At 75.2% G+C, this 22,418-nt stretch carries 19 protein-coding genes; 8 read left to right on the forward strand and 11 right to left on the reverse strand.

Annotation, left to right across the window (positions count from 1 at the left end):
• Nucleotides 1-2 precede the first annotated feature (2 nt).
• The 7 genes from ABGA99_RS13035 to ABGA99_RS13065 form a co-directional block, all read right to left on the reverse strand.
• Nucleotides 3-794 (reverse strand): 4'-phosphopantetheinyl transferase superfamily protein, encoded by a 792-nt coding sequence (locus ABGA99_RS13035; RefSeq protein ID WP_347577338.1) that lies wholly within the window; start codon nucleotides 792-794, stop codon nucleotides 3-5.
• Between the two features lie 61 nt (nucleotides 795-855).
• Nucleotides 856-2,010, reverse strand: coding sequence for an MFS transporter (locus ABGA99_RS13040; protein ID WP_347577339.1), 1,155 nt, complete (start codon nucleotides 2,008-2,010; stop codon nucleotides 856-858).
• A 5-nt stretch (nucleotides 2,011-2,015) separates the two neighbouring features.
• Nucleotides 2,016-2,558: a GNAT family N-acetyltransferase gene (locus ABGA99_RS13045; RefSeq protein ID WP_347582685.1), complete on the reverse strand. Its 543-nt coding sequence runs from the start codon at nucleotides 2,556-2,558 to the stop codon at nucleotides 2,016-2,018.
• Entirely contained in the window at nucleotides 2,521-3,804 is a 1,284-nt protein-coding gene (locus tag ABGA99_RS13050; protein WP_347577341.1) for a type III PLP-dependent enzyme, read from the reverse strand. The genes ABGA99_RS13045 and ABGA99_RS13050 overlap by 38 nt, the downstream gene beginning before the upstream one ends.
• Nucleotides 3,747-5,060: a DUF6271 family protein gene (locus ABGA99_RS13055; protein WP_347582686.1), complete on the reverse strand. Its 1,314-nt coding sequence runs from the start codon at nucleotides 5,058-5,060 to the stop codon at nucleotides 3,747-3,749. The genes ABGA99_RS13050 and ABGA99_RS13055 overlap by 58 nt, the downstream gene beginning before the upstream one ends.
• Complete coding sequence (locus tag ABGA99_RS13060) at nucleotides 5,042-6,151, reverse strand: phytanoyl-CoA dioxygenase family protein (RefSeq protein ID WP_347577343.1); 1,110 nt, start codon at nucleotides 6,149-6,151, stop codon at nucleotides 5,042-5,044. Before ABGA99_RS13060 ends, ABGA99_RS13055 begins: the two co-directional genes overlap by 19 nt.
• 39 nt (nucleotides 6,152-6,190) lie before the next feature.
• The gene (locus ABGA99_RS13065; RefSeq protein ID WP_347582687.1) at nucleotides 6,191-7,732 is read right to left on the reverse strand and encodes a glycoside hydrolase family 3 N-terminal domain-containing protein; all 1,542 of its coding nucleotides are present in this window, start codon (nucleotides 7,730-7,732) and stop codon (nucleotides 6,191-6,193) included.
• Between the two features lie 367 nt (nucleotides 7,733-8,099).
• Here ABGA99_RS13065 and ABGA99_RS13070 point away from each other — a divergent pair, with 367 nt between their 5' ends.
• The 3 genes from ABGA99_RS13070 (at nucleotide 8,100) to ABGA99_RS13080 (ending at nucleotide 9,942) form a co-directional block, all read left to right on the forward strand.
• Nucleotides 8,100-8,750 (forward strand): DUF427 domain-containing protein, encoded by a 651-nt coding sequence (locus tag ABGA99_RS13070; protein WP_347582688.1) that lies wholly within the window; start codon nucleotides 8,100-8,102, stop codon nucleotides 8,748-8,750.
• 128 nt (nucleotides 8,751-8,878) lie between these two features.
• A complete protein-coding gene (locus tag ABGA99_RS13075) occupies nucleotides 8,879-9,193 on the forward strand; it encodes a nuclear transport factor 2 family protein (protein ID WP_347577346.1) in 315 nt (104 codons plus the stop codon).
• A gap of 83 nt (nucleotides 9,194-9,276) precedes the next feature.
• Nucleotides 9,277-9,942 carry a helix-turn-helix domain-containing protein gene (locus ABGA99_RS13080; RefSeq protein WP_347577347.1) on the forward strand — a complete coding sequence of 222 codons (666 nt, stop codon included), beginning with the start codon at nucleotides 9,277-9,279 and terminating at the stop codon, nucleotides 9,940-9,942.
• Nucleotides 9,943-9,985: 43 nt separating this feature from the next.
• On the opposite strand, the gene ABGA99_RS13085 is transcribed toward ABGA99_RS13080, so the two are convergent.
• The gene (locus tag ABGA99_RS13085) at nucleotides 9,986-11,110 is read right to left on the reverse strand and encodes an aminopeptidase P family protein (protein ID WP_347582689.1); all 1,125 of its coding nucleotides are present in this window, start codon (nucleotides 11,108-11,110) and stop codon (nucleotides 9,986-9,988) included.
• 159 nt (nucleotides 11,111-11,269) lie between these two features.
• On the opposite strand from ABGA99_RS13085, the gene ABGA99_RS13090 reads away from it, so the two are divergent.
• The 3 genes from ABGA99_RS13090 to ABGA99_RS13100 all read left to right on the forward strand — a co-directional run bounded on the left by ABGA99_RS13090 (nucleotide 11,270) and on the right by ABGA99_RS13100 (nucleotide 14,528).
• Nucleotides 11,270-11,401 (forward strand): hypothetical protein, encoded by a 132-nt coding sequence (locus ABGA99_RS13090; RefSeq protein ID WP_347582690.1) that lies wholly within the window; start codon nucleotides 11,270-11,272, stop codon nucleotides 11,399-11,401.
• Between the two features lie 19 nt (nucleotides 11,402-11,420).
• Entirely contained in the window at nucleotides 11,421-12,017 is a 597-nt protein-coding gene (locus ABGA99_RS13095; protein WP_347577350.1) for a TetR/AcrR family transcriptional regulator, read from the forward strand.
• A 384-nt stretch (nucleotides 12,018-12,401) separates the two neighbouring features.
• Nucleotides 12,402-14,528 carry an NB-ARC domain-containing protein gene (locus ABGA99_RS13100; protein ID WP_347577351.1) on the forward strand — a complete coding sequence of 709 codons (2,127 nt, stop codon included), beginning with the start codon at nucleotides 12,402-12,404 and terminating at the stop codon, nucleotides 14,526-14,528.
• A 10-nt stretch (nucleotides 14,529-14,538) separates the two neighbouring features.
• Here ABGA99_RS13100 and ABGA99_RS13105 read toward each other — a convergent pair whose 3' ends face one another.
• Nucleotides 14,539-15,153 carry a hypothetical protein gene (locus tag ABGA99_RS13105; protein ID WP_347577352.1) on the reverse strand — a complete coding sequence of 205 codons (615 nt, stop codon included), beginning with the start codon at nucleotides 15,151-15,153 and terminating at the stop codon, nucleotides 14,539-14,541.
• On the reverse strand, nucleotides 15,150-16,415 hold the full coding sequence (locus ABGA99_RS13110) for a hypothetical protein (protein WP_347577353.1): 1,266 nt from the start codon (nucleotides 16,413-16,415) through the stop codon (nucleotides 15,150-15,152). Before ABGA99_RS13110 ends, ABGA99_RS13105 begins: the two co-directional genes overlap by 4 nt.
• A gap of 305 nt (nucleotides 16,416-16,720) precedes the next feature.
• Here ABGA99_RS13110 and ABGA99_RS13115 point away from each other — a divergent pair, with 305 nt between their 5' ends.
• Nucleotides 16,721-19,891, forward strand: coding sequence for a BTAD domain-containing putative transcriptional regulator (locus ABGA99_RS13115; protein WP_347577354.1), 3,171 nt, complete (start codon nucleotides 16,721-16,723; stop codon nucleotides 19,889-19,891).
• A gap of 253 nt (nucleotides 19,892-20,144) precedes the next feature.
• Here ABGA99_RS13115 and ABGA99_RS13120 read toward each other — a convergent pair whose 3' ends face one another.
• Nucleotides 20,145-20,789: a TetR/AcrR family transcriptional regulator gene (locus tag ABGA99_RS13120; protein WP_347582691.1), complete on the reverse strand. Its 645-nt coding sequence runs from the start codon at nucleotides 20,787-20,789 to the stop codon at nucleotides 20,145-20,147.
• 100 nt (nucleotides 20,790-20,889) lie between these two features.
• On the opposite strand from ABGA99_RS13120, the gene ABGA99_RS13125 reads away from it, so the two are divergent.
• Entirely contained in the window at nucleotides 20,890-22,392 is a 1,503-nt protein-coding gene (locus tag ABGA99_RS13125; RefSeq protein WP_347582692.1) for a DHA2 family efflux MFS transporter permease subunit, read from the forward strand.
• Nucleotides 22,393-22,418 lie beyond the last annotated feature (26 nt).

Here is a 22,418-nt window from a genome sequence, read left to right on the forward strand (position 1 = left end):
GATCAGGGGAATTCCGCACCGCGTTCGCGGATTTCCAGGACCGTCTCCAGGACGCCCGCGGACTCCACGGCCAGCGCCCCCGCGTGGCCGTTCCCCGGGGCCAGATCGACCAGGTGCCAGCCGGGCACGGCGGTGGAGACGTCGTCCGCGTCCAGGGCGCGGCCGAGGCCCACGCCGAGCCCTTTGAGGTACGCCTCCTTGCGCGTCCACAGCCGCGTGAACGCCGCGGACCGCAGCCCCTCGGGCGCCGCCCGCACCAACGCGCGCTCCGCCGGGTGCAGCCGCTCCACCAGGCCCGGCTCCGGCGGCGTGTCCTTGACCGGCTCCACGTCCACGCCCACCCGGCCGGGCGCGACGGCGACGAGCACCAGCCCGCCCCCGTGCGAGAGCGAGAACTCCGGCCCGCCCGCGGGCCGTTCGAGCACCGGCCGGCCGTGCGGGCCGCCGCACCGGGGGCAGGCGCGCCGTCCGAAGCGCAGCGCCGCAGGTGCGGTGCCGGTCAGCTCGCCGAGCAGCCGGCGCAGCGCGGCGTGGGCGACGCCGTAGCGGATCCGGTCGGCCCGGCGCAGGAAGCTCGCGTGCCGCCGCCGCTCGTCGTCGTCGAGCGCCGACAGGTCCGGCTCGACACCGGGCCCGGCGTCGAACGACCACACCCGCGCTCCCCCGGGCAGCCCCGGCGGCGCACCGGCGCCCGGCATGACCCGTACGCCCCCCACGGCATCGCCGGGCGCGTCCTCGCCCGTACCCCCGGCCGCGGCCCCGGGTACGCCCCCGGCTCGCGCGTGCTCCGCCATCGCCGTCCCACCCCCGTTTCGAACAGCCCCGCCGCGTCGCCCCGTTCGCGCCCGCCGGCGCTCAGGCGTTGCTCAGCGCGGGCCAGCGTATACGCGTCGTGCACAGCGACACGAGCAGCGCGGACGCGGCGACGGCGCCCATGCCCCACGCCAGCCCGGCCGCCCCCGCGACGAAGCCGATCGCCGCGGGCCCGCCCAGCAGCCCCGTGGTGCCCATCGAGGCCACCAGGGACAGCGCGTCGGGGCCCTCCCGGGCCGCCGCGACGTACAGACACGGCGTCACGGCCGCCACGCCCAGCCCGACGCACGCGAACCCGAGCAGCGCCGGCACCACCCCGCCCGCGAGCACCGCGAGGGCGAGCCCCGTGCCCGCCAGCGCGCTGCCGAGCCCGACCACAGGGCCGTCGCCCCAGCGGGTGCGCCAGCCGTCGGCGAAGAGGCGGGCAAGGACCATCATCACGGAGACCACCGCGATGCCCAGCGGCGCGACCTCTCGCGCCGCGTTCGCGACGTCCTCCAGGTAGAGCGTCGACCAGTCGTTCATGGCGCCCTCGGTGAGGGTGCCGAAGGCCATCGCGCACCCCATCCACAGCGTGACGCGCGACGGCAGCCGCCGGCGCCGGCGCTCCTTCTCCGGCTGCCGGAAGCCGTCCCCGGCCGGCAGGCCGGTGCGGGCGACGGCGAGCAGGGCGACGAGCAGCACCGCGGCGACCGCGAAGTGCGCGGCCATCTCCTCTGTCACGGTCTGGACGAGGGAGGCCAGCAGCGCTGCGGCCAGCGACCCGGCGCTGAACGTGGCGTGCATCTTCGCCATGACGGTGCGCGCGTGGCTCTCCTCCAGCGCGGCGCCCTGCGCGTTCATCGCCACGTTCAGACAGCCGACGGCGACGCCGTCGGCGGCGGCGACGACCAGCGCGGCCGGGTAGCCGGGCGCGGCGGCGAACGCGGGCAGGAGCAGCAGCAGGACGCCGGCCGAGGCGAACGCGAGCCACTTGGCGCCCCTCGCCTTCATGAGGTGGGCGACCAGCGGGAAGGACGCCGCCGCGCCCGCGCCGCAGGCCATGAGCAGCAAGCCCAGCTCGGTCGCCGTCAGGCCCAGCTCGTCCTTGATCCGCGGCAGCCGGGACACCCAGGTGACGTACTGGAAGCCCAGGAAGCAGAAGAGCGCCGCGATGGCCACCTGGGCCCGGCGGAAGTCGTCGCGTATCGGCAGCATCGTGATCAGCCTCCTTCCTTGGACATGAACACCGCCCGGGATATGTAGACCGCCCGCGGGCCGTAGCCGGCCGGGGGTGCCACGTCGGAATGGGGGCGGTAGCCGCGGCGCGTCCAGAACGCCGCGGTGCCGGCGACGGCGACGAGGGAGATCCGGCGGAACCGCCGGGCACGGGCGGTGGCGGTGAGCCGGGCGAGCAGACGCTTGGCAAGCCCGGCACCGCGCAGGTGCTCGGCGACGACGATGTCGTGCAGGTGCAGGTTGTCGCTCGCGTGCCCGGTCTCCTTGGCGCCGCGCAGCTCCGGGCAGCGGAACTCCGGGTACGGCAGCGCCAGTAAGTAGCCCTCCGGGGCGCCGTCGGCGTCCAGGACGAAGCAGGTGCCGGGCGAGGCCCGGCCGCGGGACTCCAGCGCCGCCCGGCCCTCGGCGAGCGCCCGGTCGGCGTACGCGCGGTCCTCCAGCGCGGCGATGGCGCCCCAGTCACGGGCGGCGATGTGCCGGATACGCACGTCAGCCGGCGCGCAGGCAGGTGTGCGGTAGCGGGCCATAACCGTTGAACCCCCGGGTCATGTAACTGACGGCGTACGCACCGCTGGAGAGGATCCACACCGGATCCCCGGACGCGGCCGCTCTGGGCACCTGCACCGGTACGCGGCCCTCCGCGACGACGTCGTCGCTGTCGCAGGTGGGGCCGGCGACGACCGCCGGCACCAGCTCCGCGGCGGCGCCGTGGGAGGGGAACACCAGCGGGTACTGCACCTGGTCTACCTCGTACAGGCCGTTGAACTTGCCGCAGCTCAGGAAGAGCCAGTAGCCCCGCTCGCCGTCCGCGTGCCGGCGCGAGGAGAGCCGCGCGACGTGCGCCCGGATCGCGCCGTGGTCGGCGACCAGGTGCCGGCCCGGCTCGACGACGAAGCGCAGCGGGTGCGTGGCCGCGGCGCGCAGCCGCGCCATGCCCGTGCGGATCGCCGCGAACGTCTCGTCCAGCTCCGGCACCAGCGGCCGGCCGCGCAGGTCGCGGTAGCCGAGCGCGGGCAGGCCGCCGCCGAGGTTGACGTGGTCGGGGTGGATGCCGCGCCGGCCGAGGGCCGCCAGCACGTCCGCGAAGGCGTCGAAGGCGCGGCGCCACGCCGCGGCCGTCATCTGCTGGGAGCCGACGTGTACGGACAGCCCGGCGGGCACGAGCCCCGCGGCCCGCGCGCCGGCGAGCACCCGTACCGCCTCCCCGGGCGAGCAGCCGAACTTCCGGCCGAGCCCCCACAGCGCGCCCTCGCCGCTGGTGGCCAGCCGGCAGAACACCCGCGCGCCGGGGGCGAGGGCCGCGATGGCCAGGACGTCCTCGGGGCTGTCGGTGGCGAAGTCGCGGACGCCGAGGCGGTGTGCGGCCAGGATGCCGCGGTCGGACTTGACGGTGTTGCCGAAATGGACGCGGGCCGCGGGCGCGCCGGCGCGGAGCGCCTGCTCCACCTCGCCGGGGCTGGCGGCGTCGAACCCGGCGCCCTTCTGCGCGAGCCGGGCCAGCACCTCGCCGACGGGGCAGGACTTCATCGCGAACCTGATGTCGACGCCGGGCAGCCGGTGCCGCAGTTCGTCGTAGCGCTCCTCGATGCCGGGCAGGTCGTAGATGATCCGGTCGTCCTCGGCGGCGGCGAGCGCGGCGCGCAGCCGCGCGGTCACGGCGGCGGTCGTCACGGGCGGCGCCGGCGGGGCCGGCTGCGGGGGCCGTACCGCTGCGGTCACCGGGCGCTCCCCGGTACGTCCGTCGCCGCGCCGGCCCGTACCAGCGGCTCCCACGCGGCGATCAGCAGCGCGAAGCCGGCCATGTCGCGGGCGGCCTCGTCCAGCAGGTCCGGGCCGCGGGCGGCGAGCACGCCGGCGAACCCGGCGTATCTGCCGCCGAGCTTGCGGTATGCGATCTCCAGGGCCGTCAGCCGCATGACGTTCTCGTCGCGGTCGAGCCGGGTGCTGCGCGCGACCAGTTCGCCGACCGCGGCGGTGCGCGGACGGTGCCGGTCGTCGAGGAGCGCGGCGCCGGCGGCGGCGAGTCCGTCGTAGAGGACGTGGAAGTACCGCATGGACAGCAGGAACTTGGCGAACCGCATCTGGTAGGCGGTGAAGCCGGCGCCGGTCTTCCGCTCGTCGGTGTGGTAGTTGACGATGTGCCGGTTGTGCAGGACGCCGGGCAGGGTGGCGTCGTGGACGAGGTGGAGGAGGAAGTAGTCGCTGCCGATGGTGTCGGTGGCGGGCGGCAGCGGGACGGCCTCGTAGACGCCGCGGTGGAAGGCGACGTTGCACATGTCGACGCGCATCGGATCGACGGCGCCGAGGACGGCGTGGTCGCCGCCGAACGGCGCGGTGCCCGCCCCCCTGAAGGACTCCTCGACCAGCGCCCGCTTGCGCTCCTCCGGCCAGTGCGGCGGCGCCCAGAGGCTGACGACGTCGTGGTAGACGGCGGGGTCGAGGTCGTGGATCTCCGCGATGTCGACGGACATCTCGCCGACGAAGGAGGCGCCGACGAGCGAGACGGGCTTGTGGGCGTGCAGCGGGTTCAGCGCGTCGGCGTCCACCCGCCGGGCCGCGTCGGCGGCGGGCAGGCCGAGGGTGGCGAGTTCGTGGTGGACGGGGAAGACGGGGCGGCCGGAGGCGGTCTGGTAGCGGCTGTCGGAGTCCCGGCGGTGCACCGAGCGGCAGCCGAGGGCGGCGGCGAGGAGGAAGGCGCGGTCGGTGCAGGCGCCGTACGAGACGGCGTCGGGCAGCAGCAGGCTCAGCAGCTTCTGCGCCCCCGCGACCCTGGCGCGGCGGAGCACGGCGGCGAGGAACGTACGCTGCGCGGCCTCCCCGAGGTGGTGCACGACGACGCCGGGCACGGGCGGCAGCCCCGCGACCGCGGCGGCGTGTCCCGCGCGGTCGCGCTCGGCGGCGGAGTCGAGGATCAGGAAGTGGACCTCGACGCCGAAGTGGGCGGCGGCGTGGACGGCTTCCTCGTGGACGGCGGCGATGGTGGCCGCGCACGCGCGGTTCGTGGGCAGCGTCAGGCAGATGCGTGCCACGCCGGCTCCCCCGTCTGCGCCGTCTCCCCCTCGGCCCGGCCCCCGGCGGTCGCTGCGGGCCCGGCGTGGGGCGCGGGCCGGTGCCAGGAGTCGAGCCCGAGGAGCTTGCGGCCGAGGCCGGTCAGCTCGGCCGGTCCGTACCGCTCGGACTCGTGCCGCCGGGAGTCGCCGAGCAGGGTGGGGTTCCAGTCGGGGGTGCTGAGGGTCCGCCAGGACTCCACGCGCGAGCGGCGCAGCCGCTCGTGCTCCTCCAGGGCGGGCATCATCGCGAGGTACTGCACGGCGCGTACGCCGCTGCCGGAGGCGTTCGCGGCGACGCCGTGGGCCAGCAGCCCGTTCCAGATGAGCAGGTCGCCGGCGGCCAAGTCGGGGCGTACGACGGGGAACTCGGCACGGTCGGTGTTCGGCCGGACCGGGTCGCGGTCGGCGGGCTGGGCGAGCTTCCACTTCTCGAAGTCGCGGAACAGCTCGGGCGCGCACTGGAAGCCGCCGTGGTCGGGGCGGGTGTCGTTGAGGGCGATGATGCCCTGCACGCGCTGCGGGAGGACGGTGAGGGTGGTGTCGACGTCCCAGTGCAGCTCGATGTCGAAGCCGGTGTCGGTGGGCTCGATGAGGGTGCGGCTGCGGTTGCCGACGTTGGGCGGGTTGAGGTTCAGGCGGTCGAGGGTCACCCACAGCTCGTCGCAGTCCCACACGTCGGCGAAGGCGTCGTAGACGCGGCGGCTCTGGCGGCTGTCCCAGATCAACTGGTGCTGGTACGCCTCGACGAAGCCGTAGACGTGCAGGTCGCGGTCGAGGTCGGAGCGGAACTCGCGCTCCTCGTACCAGGTCCCGGGGCGGCCGGGGTCCAGGCCCTGGAAGTCCCAGGCGAAGTCGAGCAGCAGGGCGGCGGCCTCCGCGGGTATCGCTTCCTTGACCACGACGTAGCCGTAGGTCTGCCAGTGGGCGTGGTCCTCGTCGGACAGCACGCGCAGCGGCCGGGACTTGCGGATGTCACGTAACGGGGTGCGGGCGAGGTAGGACTCGCCGTCGGCGCTGAAGTACGGGGTGTCGGAAGCGGCACGGTAAAGGTACGGGCCGGGGTCGGGCATGGAACGTCCTCCAGAAGTGGAACTCGTTGCGTGCTGCCGTCACACCGCGCCGGTGAGGACCTCGGCCGCGGCGATGCCGGAGACGCGCGTGGCCCCGTGGGTCGACAGGTGCACGGCGCCGAGCCGGTCCTCGGCGGGCAGGCCCATCTCGACGACGAGCGCGTCGGGCCGCCGCCGCAGCAGGTCGGCCAGGGCCTGCCACATCCACGGGTGGCGGGCGGCATCGCGGACGACGACGACCAGCTCGCGCCCGTCGGCCGGGCGCAGCGCCTGCCCGTCGAGCACATCCGCCGCGCCGCCGGCGGCGCCGGTCAGCTCGGATTCGCCGATGCGCACCGACGTGGTGCCGGGGCGCAGGGCGCGCAGCGGGTCGGCGACGCCCCAGGGCGTACGGCCGTCGATGGCGAGGCTGGTGACGGGCGAGAACTCGACCACGTGCGGATCGCCGGCGAGCGGGAACCGGGCCGGGCCCGCCGGGTCATGGTGGACCCGGACGGCGCGGCGGGCGGCGACGAGGCCGATCTCGTGGCCGGCCCCGTCGCCGCCGCGGGGGTCGCCGGCCGGGACGCCGCGGGTCAGCGCGGCGGACCATGCGGCGAACTCGTGCACCCGGGCGGCGGCTTCGACGAGCCGCTCCTCGGGCAGGCTGCCGTCGCGCACGGCGGCGACGATGGCGTCGGTCAGGCCGGTGGTGACGGACTCCTCGGCGTTCTCGCCGCCGACGCAGACGGCGTCGACGCCGCCGGCGAGCGCGCGGACGGTGGCGCCGTCGATGCCGTACAGGTCGGAGACGGCGCCCATCTCGATGCCGTCGGTGACGACGAGGCCGGTGAAGCCGAGTTCGTCGCGGAGCAGGTCGCGGATGATGCGGGGGCTGAGAGTGGCGGGCAGGCTGTCGTCGTAGGCGGGGATGAGCATGTGCGCCGTCATGACGGTGCGTACGCCGGCCTCCATGGCGGCGGTGAACGGCGGCAGCGCGGTGCGGGCGATCTCGCGGGCGTCGGCGGCTACGTGCGGCAGGCCGTGGTGGGAGTCGACGCTGGTGTCGCCGTGGCCGGGGAAGTGCTTGGCGCAGGCGGCGACGCCGGCGGACTGCAGGCCGCGGATCCAGGCGGCGGTGTGCCGGCAGACGAGGTCGGTGCGGGCGCCGAAGGAACGGACGCCGATGACCGGGTTCTTGGGGTTGGAGTTGACGTCGGCGGAGGGCGCGTAGTTGAGCGAGACGCCCATGGCGTGCAGTTGGCGGCCGATGTCGTACGCGACCTGCTCGGTCAGCTCGACGTCGTCGACGGCGCCCAGGGCGAGGTTGCCGGGGCGGGTGGCGCCCGTGCCGGCCTCGATCCGGGTGACGTCGCCGGCCTCCTCGTCGATGGCGATGATCAGGTCGGGGTTCTCGGCGCGCAGCGCGGCGGTGAGGGCGGCCACCTGCTCGGGGTCGACGATGTTGCGGCCGAAGAGGACCACGGAGGCCAGGCCCTCGCCGATTCTGCGGCGCAGCCAGTCGGGCGCGGTCGTGCCCACGAACCCCGGCTGGAGAACCGAGTTGGCAAGCCGGGCGAGTTCGGGGTTGTTGGCTGCCATGGAGACCTCCGCGGGAGCAGGGGCGGGACGGCGGCCGCGGCGGACTGCGGGGCCGGGCGCGCGACGGGTGCGAGTGGTGTGGAAGGCGGGTCGGAACGGGCTGACGTGGCGAGGAAAGACTTGGTACAGACCAATGCCGGATACTGGCCTATACCAATCGGGAGTGTCAAGGAAGTCCGCGAACCGGGCGGAGGCGGAATGCCCTGCTCCGCAACGGTGGGCGGCCGGGGGCCGACCTGCGGGTGGCCTGCGGACCACGCTCCGGTGAGGCGGTGCACGGACGCGCTCCCGGTCGGGAAGCCCGGGTCCGCCGCCGGTGTTGACGCTGACAGCCTTTGACAGATCTTGACCGCCGGGAGGCAGGAAGATGCTGACCTTCGATACCAGGACCTGGGAACCCAGCGAGCGGCGGGTCCGCGGCAGGCTCGGCGGCGACCTCGTCGTCGACAGCGGGGCCGCGCTGCTGGTGCGGGAGGCGGGCAAGCCGTACGTGAAGTACGCCTTCCCGCGCCGCGACGTCCGCACCGACCTGGTGCCGGACGCGGTGCAGACGTACGAAGGGGATCCGGAGCTGGCGGACCACGTGTCGGTGCGGTGGTCGGCGCTGGACCACTGGTACGAGGAGGACGAGGAGCGGCTGGTGGGCCCGCAGGACCCTTACCACCGGGTGGACGCGGTACGCAGTGCGCGGCATGTGCGGGTCGTGATCGACGGGACGGTGGTCGCGGAGTCGGACCGGCCGCTGGCGGTCTTCGAGACGGGGCTGCCGGCGCAGTTCTACCTGCCGCCTGAGGACGTGCGGCTGGACCTCTTCGAGCCCACCCGGACGCGGACGGGGTGCCCGTACAAGGGCTTCGCGTCGTACCGGACGTACCGCGGCGAGGGGACGCCGGAGCGCGTGGACGTGGCGTGGTCCTACGAGGAGCCGCTCGCCGAGGCGGCGCCGCTGGCGGGGTACGTGGCCTTCTACGACTCGCCGGCGGACGTGGTGGTGGACGGGGTGAAGCGGGGCGGCTGAGCACGCGGCGCGCCCCCTCGCGGGCGCGCGCCGCGGGACGAACTGCGGCGGCGGGCAGGCGGGACAATGACGGCGTGGGGGGCGTACGCCGCGCGTGCGCATTACGGCAGCAAACCCGGAGGTGCCCCATGGCCGCCCAGCTCACCGACCCCGTCGTGGCCGCCTTCGTCGCCGCGCTCAACGCCGGCGACAAGGACGCGTTCTTCGCGCTCCTGACCGAAGACGCGACCATGACCGACGACGGCAACGAGCGGGACCTCGCCGCGTGGACCGACAAGGAGATCTTCTCCTCCGCCGGCCACATGGACGTCGAGTCCGTCGGCCCCGACGGCCGTTCGCTCGTGGCCACGTACACGAACTCCACCTGGGGCGGCATGCGCACCCGCTGGTCCTTCACCGTCGACGGCGACCGCATCAGCCACTTCGACACCGGTCAGGCGTGACCCTCCTCAGCCCTCCTCCCCGGCCATGAACCTGCACCTGGTGGAGAAGTCCTCCCGGGTTACCTGTTTGCTACGGTGACGCCGTGGACGGCAAACCAGGGCTGCGGGAGCGCAAGAAGCAGCGGACCCGGGCGGCGCTCTCCGAGGCGGCCGTCACCCTGTTCCTCCGGCACGGCTTCGCCGCGGTCTCGGTCGCCCAGGTGGCCGAGGCGGCGGAGGTGTCCAAGCGCACGCTCTTCGCGTACTTCCCGAGCAAGGAAGACCTCGTCGCCCACCGCCTCGCCGACCACGAGACCGACGCCGCCCGCGCGGTACGGGCCCGCCCGCCGCGCACTGCACCGCTGGCCGCGCTGCGCGAGCACGTCCTGCGCGGGCTGCGGGAGCGGGCACCGGCCACCGGGCTCGACGACCGGCCGGAAGTCCGCGCGCTGTACCGGATGATCCTCGAAACACCCTCGCTGACGGCCCGGATGGAGCGGTTCCGGGCCGGCGCGGAGCGCGCGCTCGCCGACGCGCTGCGGGAGACCGCGGCGGTCCCCGAGCCGACCGCGCGGCTGGCCGCCGCCCAGATCGTCGCGGTCCAGTGGGCGCTGGCCCGGGAGAACGCCGAGCGGCTGGCGTACGGGGAGCCCGCCGATGCCCGCTACGCGGGCGCGGTGGCGGACGCCGAGCACGCGTTCGCGCTGCTGGAGAACGGGCTGCGGCGGCTGCCGCGGGCACGCAGGCGGCGCGGCGGCCGTACCGGCTGAGGAGCGTCCGGGCACCGGCTGAGGAGCGGCCGAGGACCGGCGCCTACGACACGATCGCCATCTCGCGGGCGGTGTCGTTGAGCCGCCGCCCGCCGGTCTCCGTGACGGTCACGATGTCCTCGATGCGGACGCCGAAGCGCCCCGGCAGATAGATGCCGGGCTCGACGGAGAAGCACATGCCGGGCACGAGCGGCTGCTCCTCGCCTTCGATCATGTACGGCGGCTCGTGGGTGGTGGTGCCGATGCCGTGCCCGGTGCGGTGGATGAAGTACGCGCCGTAGCCGGCGTCGTCGATGACCCGGCGCGCCGCCCGGTCGACCTCCTGGCAGGCGACGCCGGGCCGGACGGCCCGGAAGCCGGCCTCCTGCGCCGCGCGTACGACGTCGTGGATCTCCCGCTCCTCGGCGGTGGGTTCGCCGACGTGCACGGTGCGGGTGGTGTCGGAGCCGTAGCCGTGGACGAGGCCGCCGAAGTCGAGGACGACCATGTCGCCGTCGCGGATGACCCGTTCGCCGGCCTCGTGGTGCGGGTCGGCGCCGTTGGGACCCGAGCCGACGACGGTGAAGTCGACCTGGGAGTGCCCGAACCGGCGCAGCAGCGCGGCCAGGTCGGCGGCGATGTCGGACTCCTTGCGGCCGGCGAACCGCGCCTTCCTGATCTCCTCGTACGCGGCGTCCGCGGCGGCGCCGGCCGCGGCCAGCCGCGCCAGCTCGGCGTCGTCCTTGACGGCGCGCAGCATCGGCAGACAGTCGGAGACGGCGGCGTAGGCGGAGTCCGGCAGTTCGCGCTGGAGCCCGAGCAGGTGCAGGGCCCAGGCGTCGTCGCTGACGGCGTACCGGCCGCGGGCGTCGAGCAGCGGTGCGGTCACGGCGTACGGGCTGGTGCCGTCGGTCCAGTCGCGCAGGGTGAGGGCCGGCCCGCCGGCCGCCTTGGCGGCGTCGCCGGCCTCCAGCTTCGGCACCACCAGCACCGGGTCCGCCCCGGGCGCGAGCACGAGCAGGGTGAGCCGCTCGGTGGCGGCGGGCGGCGCGTAGCCGGTGAGCCAGAGGAGGTCGGGACCGGGGGCGACGAGCAGCCCGGCGAGCCCGGCGTCGGCTGCGGCGCGGGCGGCATGCCGCATGCGGGCGCGGTAGTCGTCGGCGGTGAACGGGGCGAAGTCGCCGGTCATACGGGCTCCTCGGTGCTGGTCGGCGGGGTGTGCCGGGCTGCCATGAACGTACTCCCTGCACCGCCGGGACGCACGTAACGCAAGTCAACTTGCATTAGAAGCCGCCCCGGTCGTACCTTAAAGCAAGACTCACTGCGTTAACTGGATGGAGGCACCCCGATGGTTCTCACCCCGGACTTCTGGACGCTCGTCACCGTGTTCGCGGCCGGCGGCACGGCGCTCACCGCCGTGACCGCGGCGCTCGTCGCCGCCCTTCCCCGCGCCCACGCCGACCGGCCGGCGCCGCACTGACCTGCGCTACGTTGGCGGGATGCCGGAAAGCAGCCGCCAGCCCGCCACCGCCGCCCGCAGAACGGGCGGCCGCAGCGCCCGCGTCCGCGCCGCCGTGCTGCAGGCGACGGTCGACGTCGTCCTGGAGCACGGCACCGACGCGCTGTCGATCGCCGAGGTCGCCCGGCGCGCCGGCGTCCACGAGACGTCTATCTACCGCCGCTGGGGCACCAAGTCCGCCCTCGCCCTCGACGCGGTCCTGGACCGCACCCGCACCGACCTCCCCACCCCCGACACCGGCACCCTCCGCACCGACCTCCTCGCCCTCCTCCACGACACGGCCGCCTTCGTCCGCACCCCGCTGGGCGGCCTGCTGCTGCGCATGGCGGTCCAGGAGGACCTCGCGGAGTACGAGGCGGCCCGCGACCAGTTCTGGACCACCCGCTTCGCGGTCGGCGCGACGGTGCTCGACCGCGCCGAATCCCGCGGCGAACTCCGCCCCGGCGTCGACCGCCGGCTGGCCTTCGAGGCCCTGACGGGCCCGCTGCACACGCGCCTGCTGCTGACCCGCGAACCGCTGGACGACGCCTTCCTGGAGGGCACGGTGGACCTGCTGCTGACGGGCATCGGCAGCTGAACACCCGTGTGGCGCCCGGCGGTTCGGTGACAGAAGCGACCGGCACGCACGAGGGTCCGCCCCCGGCCGGCGCCGGGCCTGATCCGCGGCGATGCATGTGACACGCCGTAGCCCGAGGCCCGGTACAGACGTGACTGTACCCGGCGGCCCGGGCGGACGGCCGAGGACCGGACGCCGACCCCTCGGAGGTACGAAGAAGCAGGTCAGCCCGTAACCGGCGCGGTCACCCACGGGCCAGGGCCTGACCCTTCCGAACTCCCGCGCGGGGTTGGCGGTTTCCCGTTGGCGTGCATACTCCCCGTAAGAGGCGCGTCACTTTCCGAGTGTCGCGCACCCGGGAGAAATGGGTGATTCAGGCACCTTGTAGACGGTTCGGGAGGACGCGTGCACGGGGATGCAAGGCACGTCAGCCGCAACGAAGTCGGGGGGACCGTCCACGGTCCCGTCGTCCAGGCCGGAGCCGTCCACGGCGACGTCCACGTCCACGCCCGCGCCCCCACGCGCACGGTGCCGTGGCAGCTCCCGCCGCCCGCGCGGATCACCGGCCGCGCCACGGAGCTGGCCGCGCTGGAGGAGCGCCGTGTGCGCGGGGTACGGGCCGGGCGGGGCACCCTGGCGGCCGTCAGCGGGCTCGGCGGCGTCGGCAAGACGGCGGTGGCACTGTCCTGGCTGCACGGCCTGCGGAAGGAGTATCCCGACGGTCAGTTGTACGCCGACCTCGGCGCCCACTCCCTCGACGGGCCCGCCGATCCGCAGGAGGTCGCCGGCCGATTCCTCCGCGCACTGGGCGTGGCGCCGAAGCAGGTGCCGGGGACGTTCGCGGAACGGGTCGCGCTCTACCGGTCGTTGACGGACGAGCGGCGCCTCGTCGTCCTCCTCGACGACGCCGCCACCGCCGGGCAGGTGCGGCCGCTGCAGGGCGCGGGCCTCAGCCTGGTGGTCGTGACCAGCCGGAGCCGGCTGGCCGGACTCGTCGTCGACGGCGGCCACGCACTCAACCTCGAACCCCTCCCCCGCGAGGCGGCCGTCGAACTCCTCGGCGCCACCCTCGCCGACGGCCGTGTCGCGGCCCAGCCCGAAGCGGCGCGCTCCCTGGTCGAGTTGTGCGCGGGCCTGCCGCTGGCGGTGCGCGTGATCGGCGCCCGGCTGGCCGCCCGGCCGCGGCGCGGACTGGCCGCGATGCAGCGTGCGCTCGCGGAGGAGCGCGGCAGGCTGGCGGCGCTGTCGATCCCCGGGGACGACCACGACGTACGGGCCAGCCTCGACCTCTCGTACCGCGGACTGCCGCCCCGCGCGGCCCGGCTCTACCGGCTGCTCGGCGTGCACCCCGGCCCGGAGTTCAGCGGTGCGGCGGCGTCGGCCGCCCTCGGCGACGAGGCCGGGGAACCCCTCGACGAACTGCTCGACGCCAACCTCCTCACCGAGGTCGGCGAGGACCGGCACCGGCTGCACGACCTGGTGCGCCTGCACGCCTCGGACACCGCCGAGGTCGGCGAACCGGCCCCGGAGCGGGCCGCCGCGCTGCGCCGTATCACCGACCACTACCTCGCCGGCGCCACCCGCGCCGAGGAGATCGTCGACCCGCAGCACCGCACCCTCCCGCGCGACTACGGCCCGGGGCCGCGCTTCGCGCCGTACGTCGGCGACGACTCCGCGGGCGCGCTCGACTGGATGGACCGCGAACTGGCCAACCTGATGGCCGTCATCCGCCGCGCGCGCCCCGAGGGCGTGCCCACGGCGGCGTGGCAGACCGCCGACGCGTTATGGCCCCATTTCAGCCGCCGGAAGTCGTACGAGCACGGGCGCGCGGCGCACGCGGAGGGGCTGGCCGCCGCCCGCGAGCTGGGCGACGTGGCCGCGCAGTGCCGCATGCTCACCTCCGGCGGGCTGGTCGAGCTGGGCTCGGGCGGGCATGCGCGCGCCCTGGAGATGTTCGAGGAGGCCGCCCGGTTGTTCCGTGCCGGCGGGGATGCCCTCGGTCATGCCCGTACGCTCAACTACCGAGGCCTCGCCCACCAGCGGCTCGGCGACGGCGAGCGGGCGGCCGGGCTGTTCGCCCGTGCCGCCGAGGAGTTGCCGGCCGCCGGAGACGTGCGCGCGGGCGGGCTCGCCCGTCTCAATCTCGCCGACGTCGCCCTCACCGCCGGGCGCCCCGCGGCGGCCGCCGAGGACGCCGCGGCGGCGCTCGCCGTGTTACGGGACGCGGGCGACGCGTACAACGCCGCCCGCGCCCGTACGCTCCTGGGGCACGCCTTCCTCGAACGCGGCCTGCCGGACCGGGCCGAGGAGCACCTGACCGCCGCGCTGGCCGAACTCCGCACCGGCGCCGCGGACTTCGAGACCGCCCGCGCGGTGGCGGGCCTGGCGCTCCTCGCGGAGCGCCGCGGTGAGCCGGGCCCGGCCGGCGACCTCTGCCGGGAGGCACTGGACCTCTACGCCGCCGCGGGCCGCGCCGACTCGCCCCCGGCGGAGGTGATACGGGAGCGGCTGCGGCGGCTGGAGGGCGGTTGAGCCCTCCGGGTCACGCCCGGGGTGCGGCGGCCACCGGGGCGTCCCGTGCCGCACGCAGGCGCGTGGTCCGCAGCCGTACGGGCCCGGGGAGCGGGTCCGTGAGCAGGCCGGCCGCGAGCCAGGCGTGGACCGCGGAGGCCACGGCGCGCCAGCGCCACCCGGGGCCCGGTACCCCGGCGGTGGCAGTGCCTGTGCCTGCGCCGGGGTCGGTATCGCCTTCGGCTTCGGCGGACCGCAGGGAGACGACCCGGCCGCCGTACCGCAGTCCGCACCGTTCACCCCGGTACGCCGCCACCACCAGGGCCCCGGGGTGCCCCGCCGCCGCCTCCCGCACGTCCGCGGGACCTCCGCCCGGGACCAGCAGCACGTCGGCCACCCGGGGCCAGGGCCCCGGCGCGTGCAGCCCCGCGCACACGTGCTCGTCGACCATCGGCGCCCCGGTGCCGCGCCGGACCTCGACCCGCACGCGGTGCACCGGACCCGGCAACGGCCGTGACCACGGCCGCCCGTGCCGCCGCAACCGCGAGGCCGCCGGCGCTCCGTCCGGGTACACCGGTACGTCCCGCACCGCCGCCGTGAGCCCCGCCACCGCCACGACGCACACCGGCTCCGCCGCGGCCGTCACGGCACCACCCGGCTGCTCGGCTCCGCCTGCGGCGGCACCAGCCGGGGCAGCGCCGCGGGTTCGGTGACCGGCGCACCCGGCAGGCCGCCGGGGGCCCGCAGCCGCAGCTTCCGGTACAGCAGCCCGCGCATCAGCCGCGCGAAGCGGCCCGGCTCGGAGGTGATGCGTCCGGCGACGTGCTCGTAGCGCAGGCGCACCGCCGGCCGCACGTCGCGGGCGAGCTGACGCGCCAGCGGCCGGTCGGCGCGCAACCGCGGGGCGAAGGAGAGGAGTTCGGCCATGGGCGAGGCGGGGTCCAGGTCGGCGCCGGCGAGTTCGGCCAGCAGCACCGGCGCGCCCGTGGCCGTGCCGTACAGGGTCGTCGAACCGTGGTCGCCGACGATCACGTCCGCGGCGACCAGCGGGCCGACCCAGTCGGCGTGCTGGCTGACCACGGCCAGCCCGGCGCGGCCGAGTTCGGCCAGCCAGCTTCGTATCTGCCACTCGCTGTGGCCGTTCCACACGTGCGGGTGCAGCAGCGCGGCCACCCGGAAGTCCTCCCGCGGCAGCTCCCGCACCAGCCGGTGCAGCAGCTCCCAGCCCTGCCCGAGCAGCGACCCCGCCCCCCAGGTCGAGCACACCACGACGAGCCGCTGCCGGGCCCCGGCGCGCAGCGCCTCGCGGTACAGCGCGCGGGACGGGCGGCTGGCCTGGATACGGTCGTAGCACGGGTCGCCGACGACCGCTGCGACGGGCAGCGCCTCGGGGCACTCGCGGCCGAGCCGGGACAGGTCCTCCTCGTGCGCCAGCACGATCGTCTCCGGAATCACCGCCCCGTCGCGTACGAGCATCTGGCGAGCCAGCCCGTACGTGCCGCGCGCGGCGCCGAGGCGCCCGCGGCGGCGCTCGGGCACCATCTTGTTGTGCCCGGCGCCGTGCGGCAGGACCAGCACGGGCGAGTGCAGCTCGTGCAGGCTGCCGCAACTCGCCGCCAGGGCGAGGTCGAACCTGGTCTGCGCCGCCTGGTCCCACGGCAGCACGAGGCCGCCGAGGCGCTCCAGGAACGCCGTCACTCCGTTGCTGAACACGTCGGGCGCGGCGGTGAAGCAGACCTGCACCCGCGGGTCCCCTTCCAGCAGCCGCACCGCTTCGAGCACCCGCTGCCCCGACGTCACCGTGTGCACCACCACCAGCACCCGCCTGCTGGTGCGCCTCGTCGCCCACCGCTCCACGTCGAGCCGCACCGGCACGTGCCAGCGCCCTTCCCGTATCGCCATGCTCATCCCTGTCGTCCCCGTCCCTCTGCTCCGGCCGATCGCCCGGCCGAGGCGGCCGCGTGGCTTCGCGGCCACAGAGGCGGGCTGCCCCCGGGGACTGTGCCGAGGCTTGCAGGAATCCTGCACTCCGCCTGCGGTACGGCCCGTGCGCGCCCGGCGCACGCATCCGTGCGCCCCGTCCCGCTCCCCTGGCGCATCCGTACCGGCGTGGCGATGGTGTGGTGTCCCCGGCGTGCGGGCGGGGCGCCGCCACCACGGGAGGGGATCCGGCCGCGGGGCGACGGTCCCGCGGGTCGACGGTGGAGCGACGGGTGGAACTTCGGGCTCTGGGACCGCTGGAACTCTGGCAGGGCGAGCAGCGCCGCGACCTCGGTTCGGTCAAGGAGCGCTGCGTCCTGGCCGTACTGGTGCACGCGCGCGGGCGGTCGGTCACCGCCGAGGCGCTGACGGAGCGCGTCTGGGACGGCTCCCCGCCGCCGAGTGCGCAGGGCACGCTGCACAGCCTGCTCTCGCGGCTGCGCCGCAGACTGGAGCCGTACCGGGACACGATCGAGCTGGAGCGGCCCTCACCCGGCCTGTACCGGCTGCGGGTCCGGCCGGACAGCGTCGACCTGCTGCGGTTCGGGGAGTTACGGGCCCAGAGCGCGACGGCCGTCGCGCACGGCGAGCGGCGTCGGGCCGTCGGGCTGCTGCACGCGGCGGAGTCGCTGTGGCGGGGCGAACCGCTGGCCGAGTTCCCGGGGACGTGGGCCTCCGCCACCCGCGCCCGGTTGCTGGAGGACCTGCGGCGGGTGCGGGAGCAGCGCATCCGGCTGGAGCTGGAGACGGGCCGGCACGCGGATCTGATCGGGGAGTTGGGGGAGCTGGTGGCGGAGAATCCGCTCGCCCAGCGGCTCGTCGCCTCCCTGATGCTGGCGCTGTACCGCTGCGGCCGGCACGTCGAGGCGCTGGACCTCTACCGCACCACGCACCGCAGGCTCGACGAGGAGCAGGGCATGGCGCCCTCGGCGGAGCTGCGCGACCTGCACCAGCGCATCCTGGAGCAGGACGGCGAACTGCTCGCCGCCCCCACGCCCGCCGCCGGTACGCCGGTCGACGCGGTGGTCACGCCCGCGCCCCGTACCAACCTGCCGCGCGACACCCACGACTTCACCGGCCGGGCGAGCGAGCTCAGCCTGCTCCTCACCGACGCCGGTGCGAGGGCGGCGGACGGCGGGCGGGAGCAGCGGGCGCTGCCGCTCACCCTGATCGAGGGGATGCCCGGCGTCGGCAAGACCAGCCTGGCCGTCCACGTCGCGTACGGGCTCCGCCGCGCGTACCCCGACGGGCAGCTCTTCCTCGACCTGCGCGGGTTCAGCGGGCAGCAGCCCTACGACCCGGCCGAGGCGCTGGCCGTACTGCTGCAGACGTGCGGGGCGCCGAAGCTGCCGGACACGCTGGACGAGCGCGCGAGCGCGTGGCGGGAGTGGACGGCGCGCCGGCGCCTGATCCTGGTCCTCGACAACGCCCGCGACGCCGCGCAGGTCGAGCCGCTGCTGCCCGCCTCGGCCGACTGCCGGGCGATCGTCACCAGCCGCAACAGGCTGCGGCTGGACGGCGCCGGGGAACTGCACCTGGACGTGCTGTCGGCGGCGGAGGCGGCGGAGTTGTTCACACGGGTCGTCGGTGCGGCCAGGCTGCCCGGCGACGGCGCGACGCTGGCCGCGGTCGTGGCGGCCTGCGGCTGCAACCCGCTCGCGGTCCAGCTCCTCGCCGGCCGCTTCCGGCACCGCGGCTCCTGGGACCTCCCGCACCTCCTCGACCGGCTCAGCCAGGCCGCCGACCCCCTCGACGAGCTGGACCCCGCGGTGGCCGCCGCCTTCCGGCTGTCGTACGAGGAACTCAGCGCCCCGGCCCGGGACATGCTCTGCGCCCTGGCGCTGGCTCCCGGCCCCGACCTCGCCCCCACCGCGGTGCTGGCGCTCGTGGGCGCCGCGCCGGACGTACCACCGGCGGGGCCTCGGCGCAGCATCGAAGAACTGCAGGACTGCAACCTGCTGGACGAGCCCGTACGCGACCGCTACCGCCTCCACGACCTCACCCGCGCCTTCGGCCTCCGGGCCGGCCGCCGCACCCTTCAACCGGCCGCACGCCAGGCGGCGTTCGACCGCCTGGCCGCCCACTACCTGACCGGGGCCCACCGCGCGACCCGCCTCGCCCACCCGCACCACCGCATCCTGCCGCTGCCGCCCGGCCTGGTCTCCCCGTACGCGCCGGAGTTCGCGGACGCCGACGTGGCGTCGGTGTGGCTGTCGGTGGAACGGGCCAACCTCCTGGCCACCGCCGCCCACGCCACCACCGCGTCCCCTTCGACGGGGGCGCTCTTCCCCCACGTGCTGGCCCCGTCCCTGGAACGCTGGGGCGCCCGCGACCCGGCGGCCGCCCTCTACGACGCGGCCCTCGCCGTGCTGCGCACCCGCGGCGACACGGCCACGCTCGCCCGCACACTGGTGGACCGCGCGGCGCAACTCGCCAAGGAGAACCCGGAGGAGGCGCTGCGCAACGCCCGCGAGGCGCTGGCGGAGTTCCGGCGTGTCGGGGACGAACTGGGCTGCGCGGACGCGCAGTTGCAGATGGCCCGGGCCCATGTCACGGCCGGAGACAGCGAGGCGACCCTGCGCGTGCTCAACGAGGCGCTGAGCCTCTACGTCAGGAGCGGGGACCGCCACGGCGAGGCCCAGTGCCTGAACGTCCGCGGTCTCGCGCTCCAGTACGCGGGACGACACCGCGAGGCGGTGGAGACCGCACACGCCACGCTGGCCCTGCGCCGGGAGATCGGCGATCTCTACGGGGAGGCGCAGGCCCTGAACAACCTCGGGGAGCTGCGGCGCGACGAGGGCGACAACGCCGCGGCCCGTGCCTGCTACGAACAGTCGCTGTCCCTGATGCGGCGCTGCGGCGAACGCGGGGACCTGGCCATCCTCTCCACGAACCTCGGCATCGTGCTCCACGCGACCGGCCACACCTCCGAGGCGCTGGCCTCCTTCCACGAGGCGCTGCAGAGCCACCGCGCCGCCGGCGACGCGCTGGGCGAGGTCCACGCGCTCACGAGTCTGGGCAACCTGTACGCCGAGTGCGGCCGACGCAGCGAAGCCGTGCTGCACTTCGGCATGGCCGCACGGCTGGCCGCGACGATCGGCAACGCGTACGAACGGCTGCGGGCGCTGATCGGGGTGGCCGACGTACACAGACGGTCGGGAAAGCTCACGGCCGCGCGCGAAACCTATGAGCTCGGCCACCGGATCGCCGACGAGGCAGGCATCTCCCTGGGCAGCGCGTACGCGCTGGAGGGGCTGGCGCGGGTGGCGCTGGCGGCGGGCGACACGGGCGAGATGCGGCGGTGTGCGGAACGGGCGATGGGGCTCTTCCGCGCGCGGGAGGCGGACTCGGACGCGGACAGGGTGGCGCGGCTGCTCCGGGAGCAGGGGATGACCGGCTCCTGAAGAATCAGAAGCCGGTCATCCGGGGGTGCGCTGACGCAGCGTCAGACAGTCGCGTGTATGCCGGCGCCGGCGGGCTCCGAGTACATCCACTGGTCGGCACCCGCAATGAATGCAACTGCAAATGTGACGCACGCCGTCAGTCGAACGATGGTGCTCAAGACGCACTTCTCCTTGACGTTTTCAGGGCGGAAGACTTCATTACGTGATCCTCCGCGCGGAGGTTCCCATTTTCTACCGCAAAGAAGTTCGTCGCTCAAGTTTTCTCAGACGCCGGGGCCTCGAAGGCCGCCGTCAGCAGCGCCGTCAGGCGCTCCACATCGTCCGCCCCCGCCCCCGGGTCCTCCGGGGGCGGGCCCGGGTGGAAGTCCGTGAGGGTGCCCGACTGGTGGAGGGCCAGGAGGCCGACCATGGCGCGGTAGCGGTACGCCACCTCCGCCGGGGCGAGATGGGGCAGCGCCGCCGTCAGGGCGCTGAGGTACTCGCCTTCCACCGGGGCGACTTCCGCGCCGAAGAGGCGGCGGATCGCCGGGTCCGGTTCGCAGACGACCCGGCCCAGGAAGCGGCGCAGGTCCGCGCCGCCCGCCTCGGGGTCGCCCACATGCGCGCCGGTGGTGACGAACGCGCGCACCAGGTCCGCCGCGCCCGGAGGCCCGGCGGCGGTGCGGAGTGCGCCGAGGAGGCGCATGCGCTCGCGGTTGACGGCGGCCATGGCGCGTTCGACGACGGCGCGCAGCAGCCCCTCCTTCGAGCCGAAGTGGTAGTTCACCGCGGCCACGTTCGCCTCCGCGGCGTCGGTCACGGTGCGCAGGGAGGTCGCGGCGAACCCGTGCTCGGCGAACAGCCGCTCGGCGGCGTCGAGGAGGCGGGTGCGGGTGGCGGTGGAGCGTGACGTGGGCATCGACCGGGAGTTTAAAACGCTCGCTTGAAGACGGCAACGACTGCATGGTAAGGATTTAAACGATCGCTTGAATCGTTCGTTTGACGAACCGGAGTCCCCTATGCCGTCACCCGTCGTCGGCCCCGGCCGCCGCACCGCCGTGCTGACCGTGATGTGCCTCGCCCTCGCGGTGGTCGTCGGCATGCTCGCCTCGTTGCTCGTGGCCGTGCCCGGCATGGCCCGTGACCTGGCGGCCACCGAAGCCGATCTGCAGTGGGTCATGAACGCGTACGGCGTCACCTTTGCCGGTCTCCTCCTCGCCGGCGGCGCACTCGGCGACCGCTACGGGCGCAAGGGCGTCCTCCTCACCGGGCTCGCCGTCTTCGGCCTCGCCTCCGGTGCCGTCGTGGCGATCGACGACGTGACCCTCGTCATCGTCCTTCGCGGCGTGGCCGGGGTGGGCGCGGCGCTGGTCATGCCGATGACCCTGTCGATCATCACGGCCGTCTACCCGCCGGAGAGCCGCGGGCGGGCCGTCGGCATCTGGTCCGGCGTCAGCTTCGGCTCCGCGCTGCTGGCCGTGCTGCTCGCCGGCGGCCTGCTGGAGGCCTACTCCTGGCGCTCGGTCTTCGCCGTCAACGCCGGGCTCGCCGCCGTCGCCCTGCTCGCCGCCGCCGTCCTTGCTCCCGCCTCCCGCGCCGCCTCCGCCGCACCGCTGGACGCCGTGGGTGCCCTGCTCTCGGTGACCGGCATCGGCGCGCTGGTCTTCGGCATCGTGGAGGGGCCGGAACGGGGCTGGGTGCACGGCGCGGTGCTCTGCGGCTTCGTCGTCGGGGCCGCGGCGCTGGGCGCGTTCGTGCGGTGGGAGTTGCGCACCCCGCATCCGCTGCTCGATCTGCGGGTGTTCCGGCTGCGCGGCGTCTCGGCCGGGTCGCTGATCATCACGGCCGAAACGCTCGCCATGTTCGGGTTCTTCTTCCTCGGTCTGCAGTACCTGCAGGAGATCCTCGGCTACTCGCCCCTGCGTGCCGGGATCGCGCTCGTCGCGATGGCCGTCGGCGCCATGGTCTTCTCCCCCGTCGCACCCGCGCTGGCCAAGCGGTACGGCATGGCCGCCGTCATCGGGCTCGGCATGGCGCTGATAGCCGCCGGCCTGCTGGTGCTGGCGGCCGTCGTGGGCGGCGCCGGGATCCTGGGCTTCCTCGTCGCCACCGCCGTCCTCGGCGCCGGCGTCGCCTTCGCCGCCACCCCGGCGACGGAGGCGATCGTCGCCGCGCTCCCCGCCGACAAGCAGGGCGTCGCCTCCGCGCTCAACGACCTGACCCGCGAACTCGGCGGCGTCCTCGGCATCGCCGTCCTCGGCAGCGTCTTCAACTCCGCCTACCGGCGCGAGGTCGGCCGGGCCGCCGAGGGGCTGCCCGAGGGGGCCTCCGACACCGCCCGCGACTCGCTGGCCGGCGCGCTGCACGTCGCCGACGACGTCGGGGGCGCGCGGGGCGCCGAGTTCGCCGGGGCGGCGCGGGAGGCGTTCAACTCGGGGATGTCCAGCGCCCTCGTCGGCGGGCTCGCCGTCGTCGCGCTGGGCGGCGCGGTCGCGGTGGCGCTGCTGCGGCGGGTCAGGTAGCCGGGGCACGCGGCGGTACGCGGGCG

It is taken from the genome of Streptomyces sp. B5E4 (genome assembly GCF_039871555.1).
Taxonomy (GTDB): domain Bacteria; phylum Actinomycetota; class Actinomycetes; order Streptomycetales; family Streptomycetaceae; genus Streptomyces.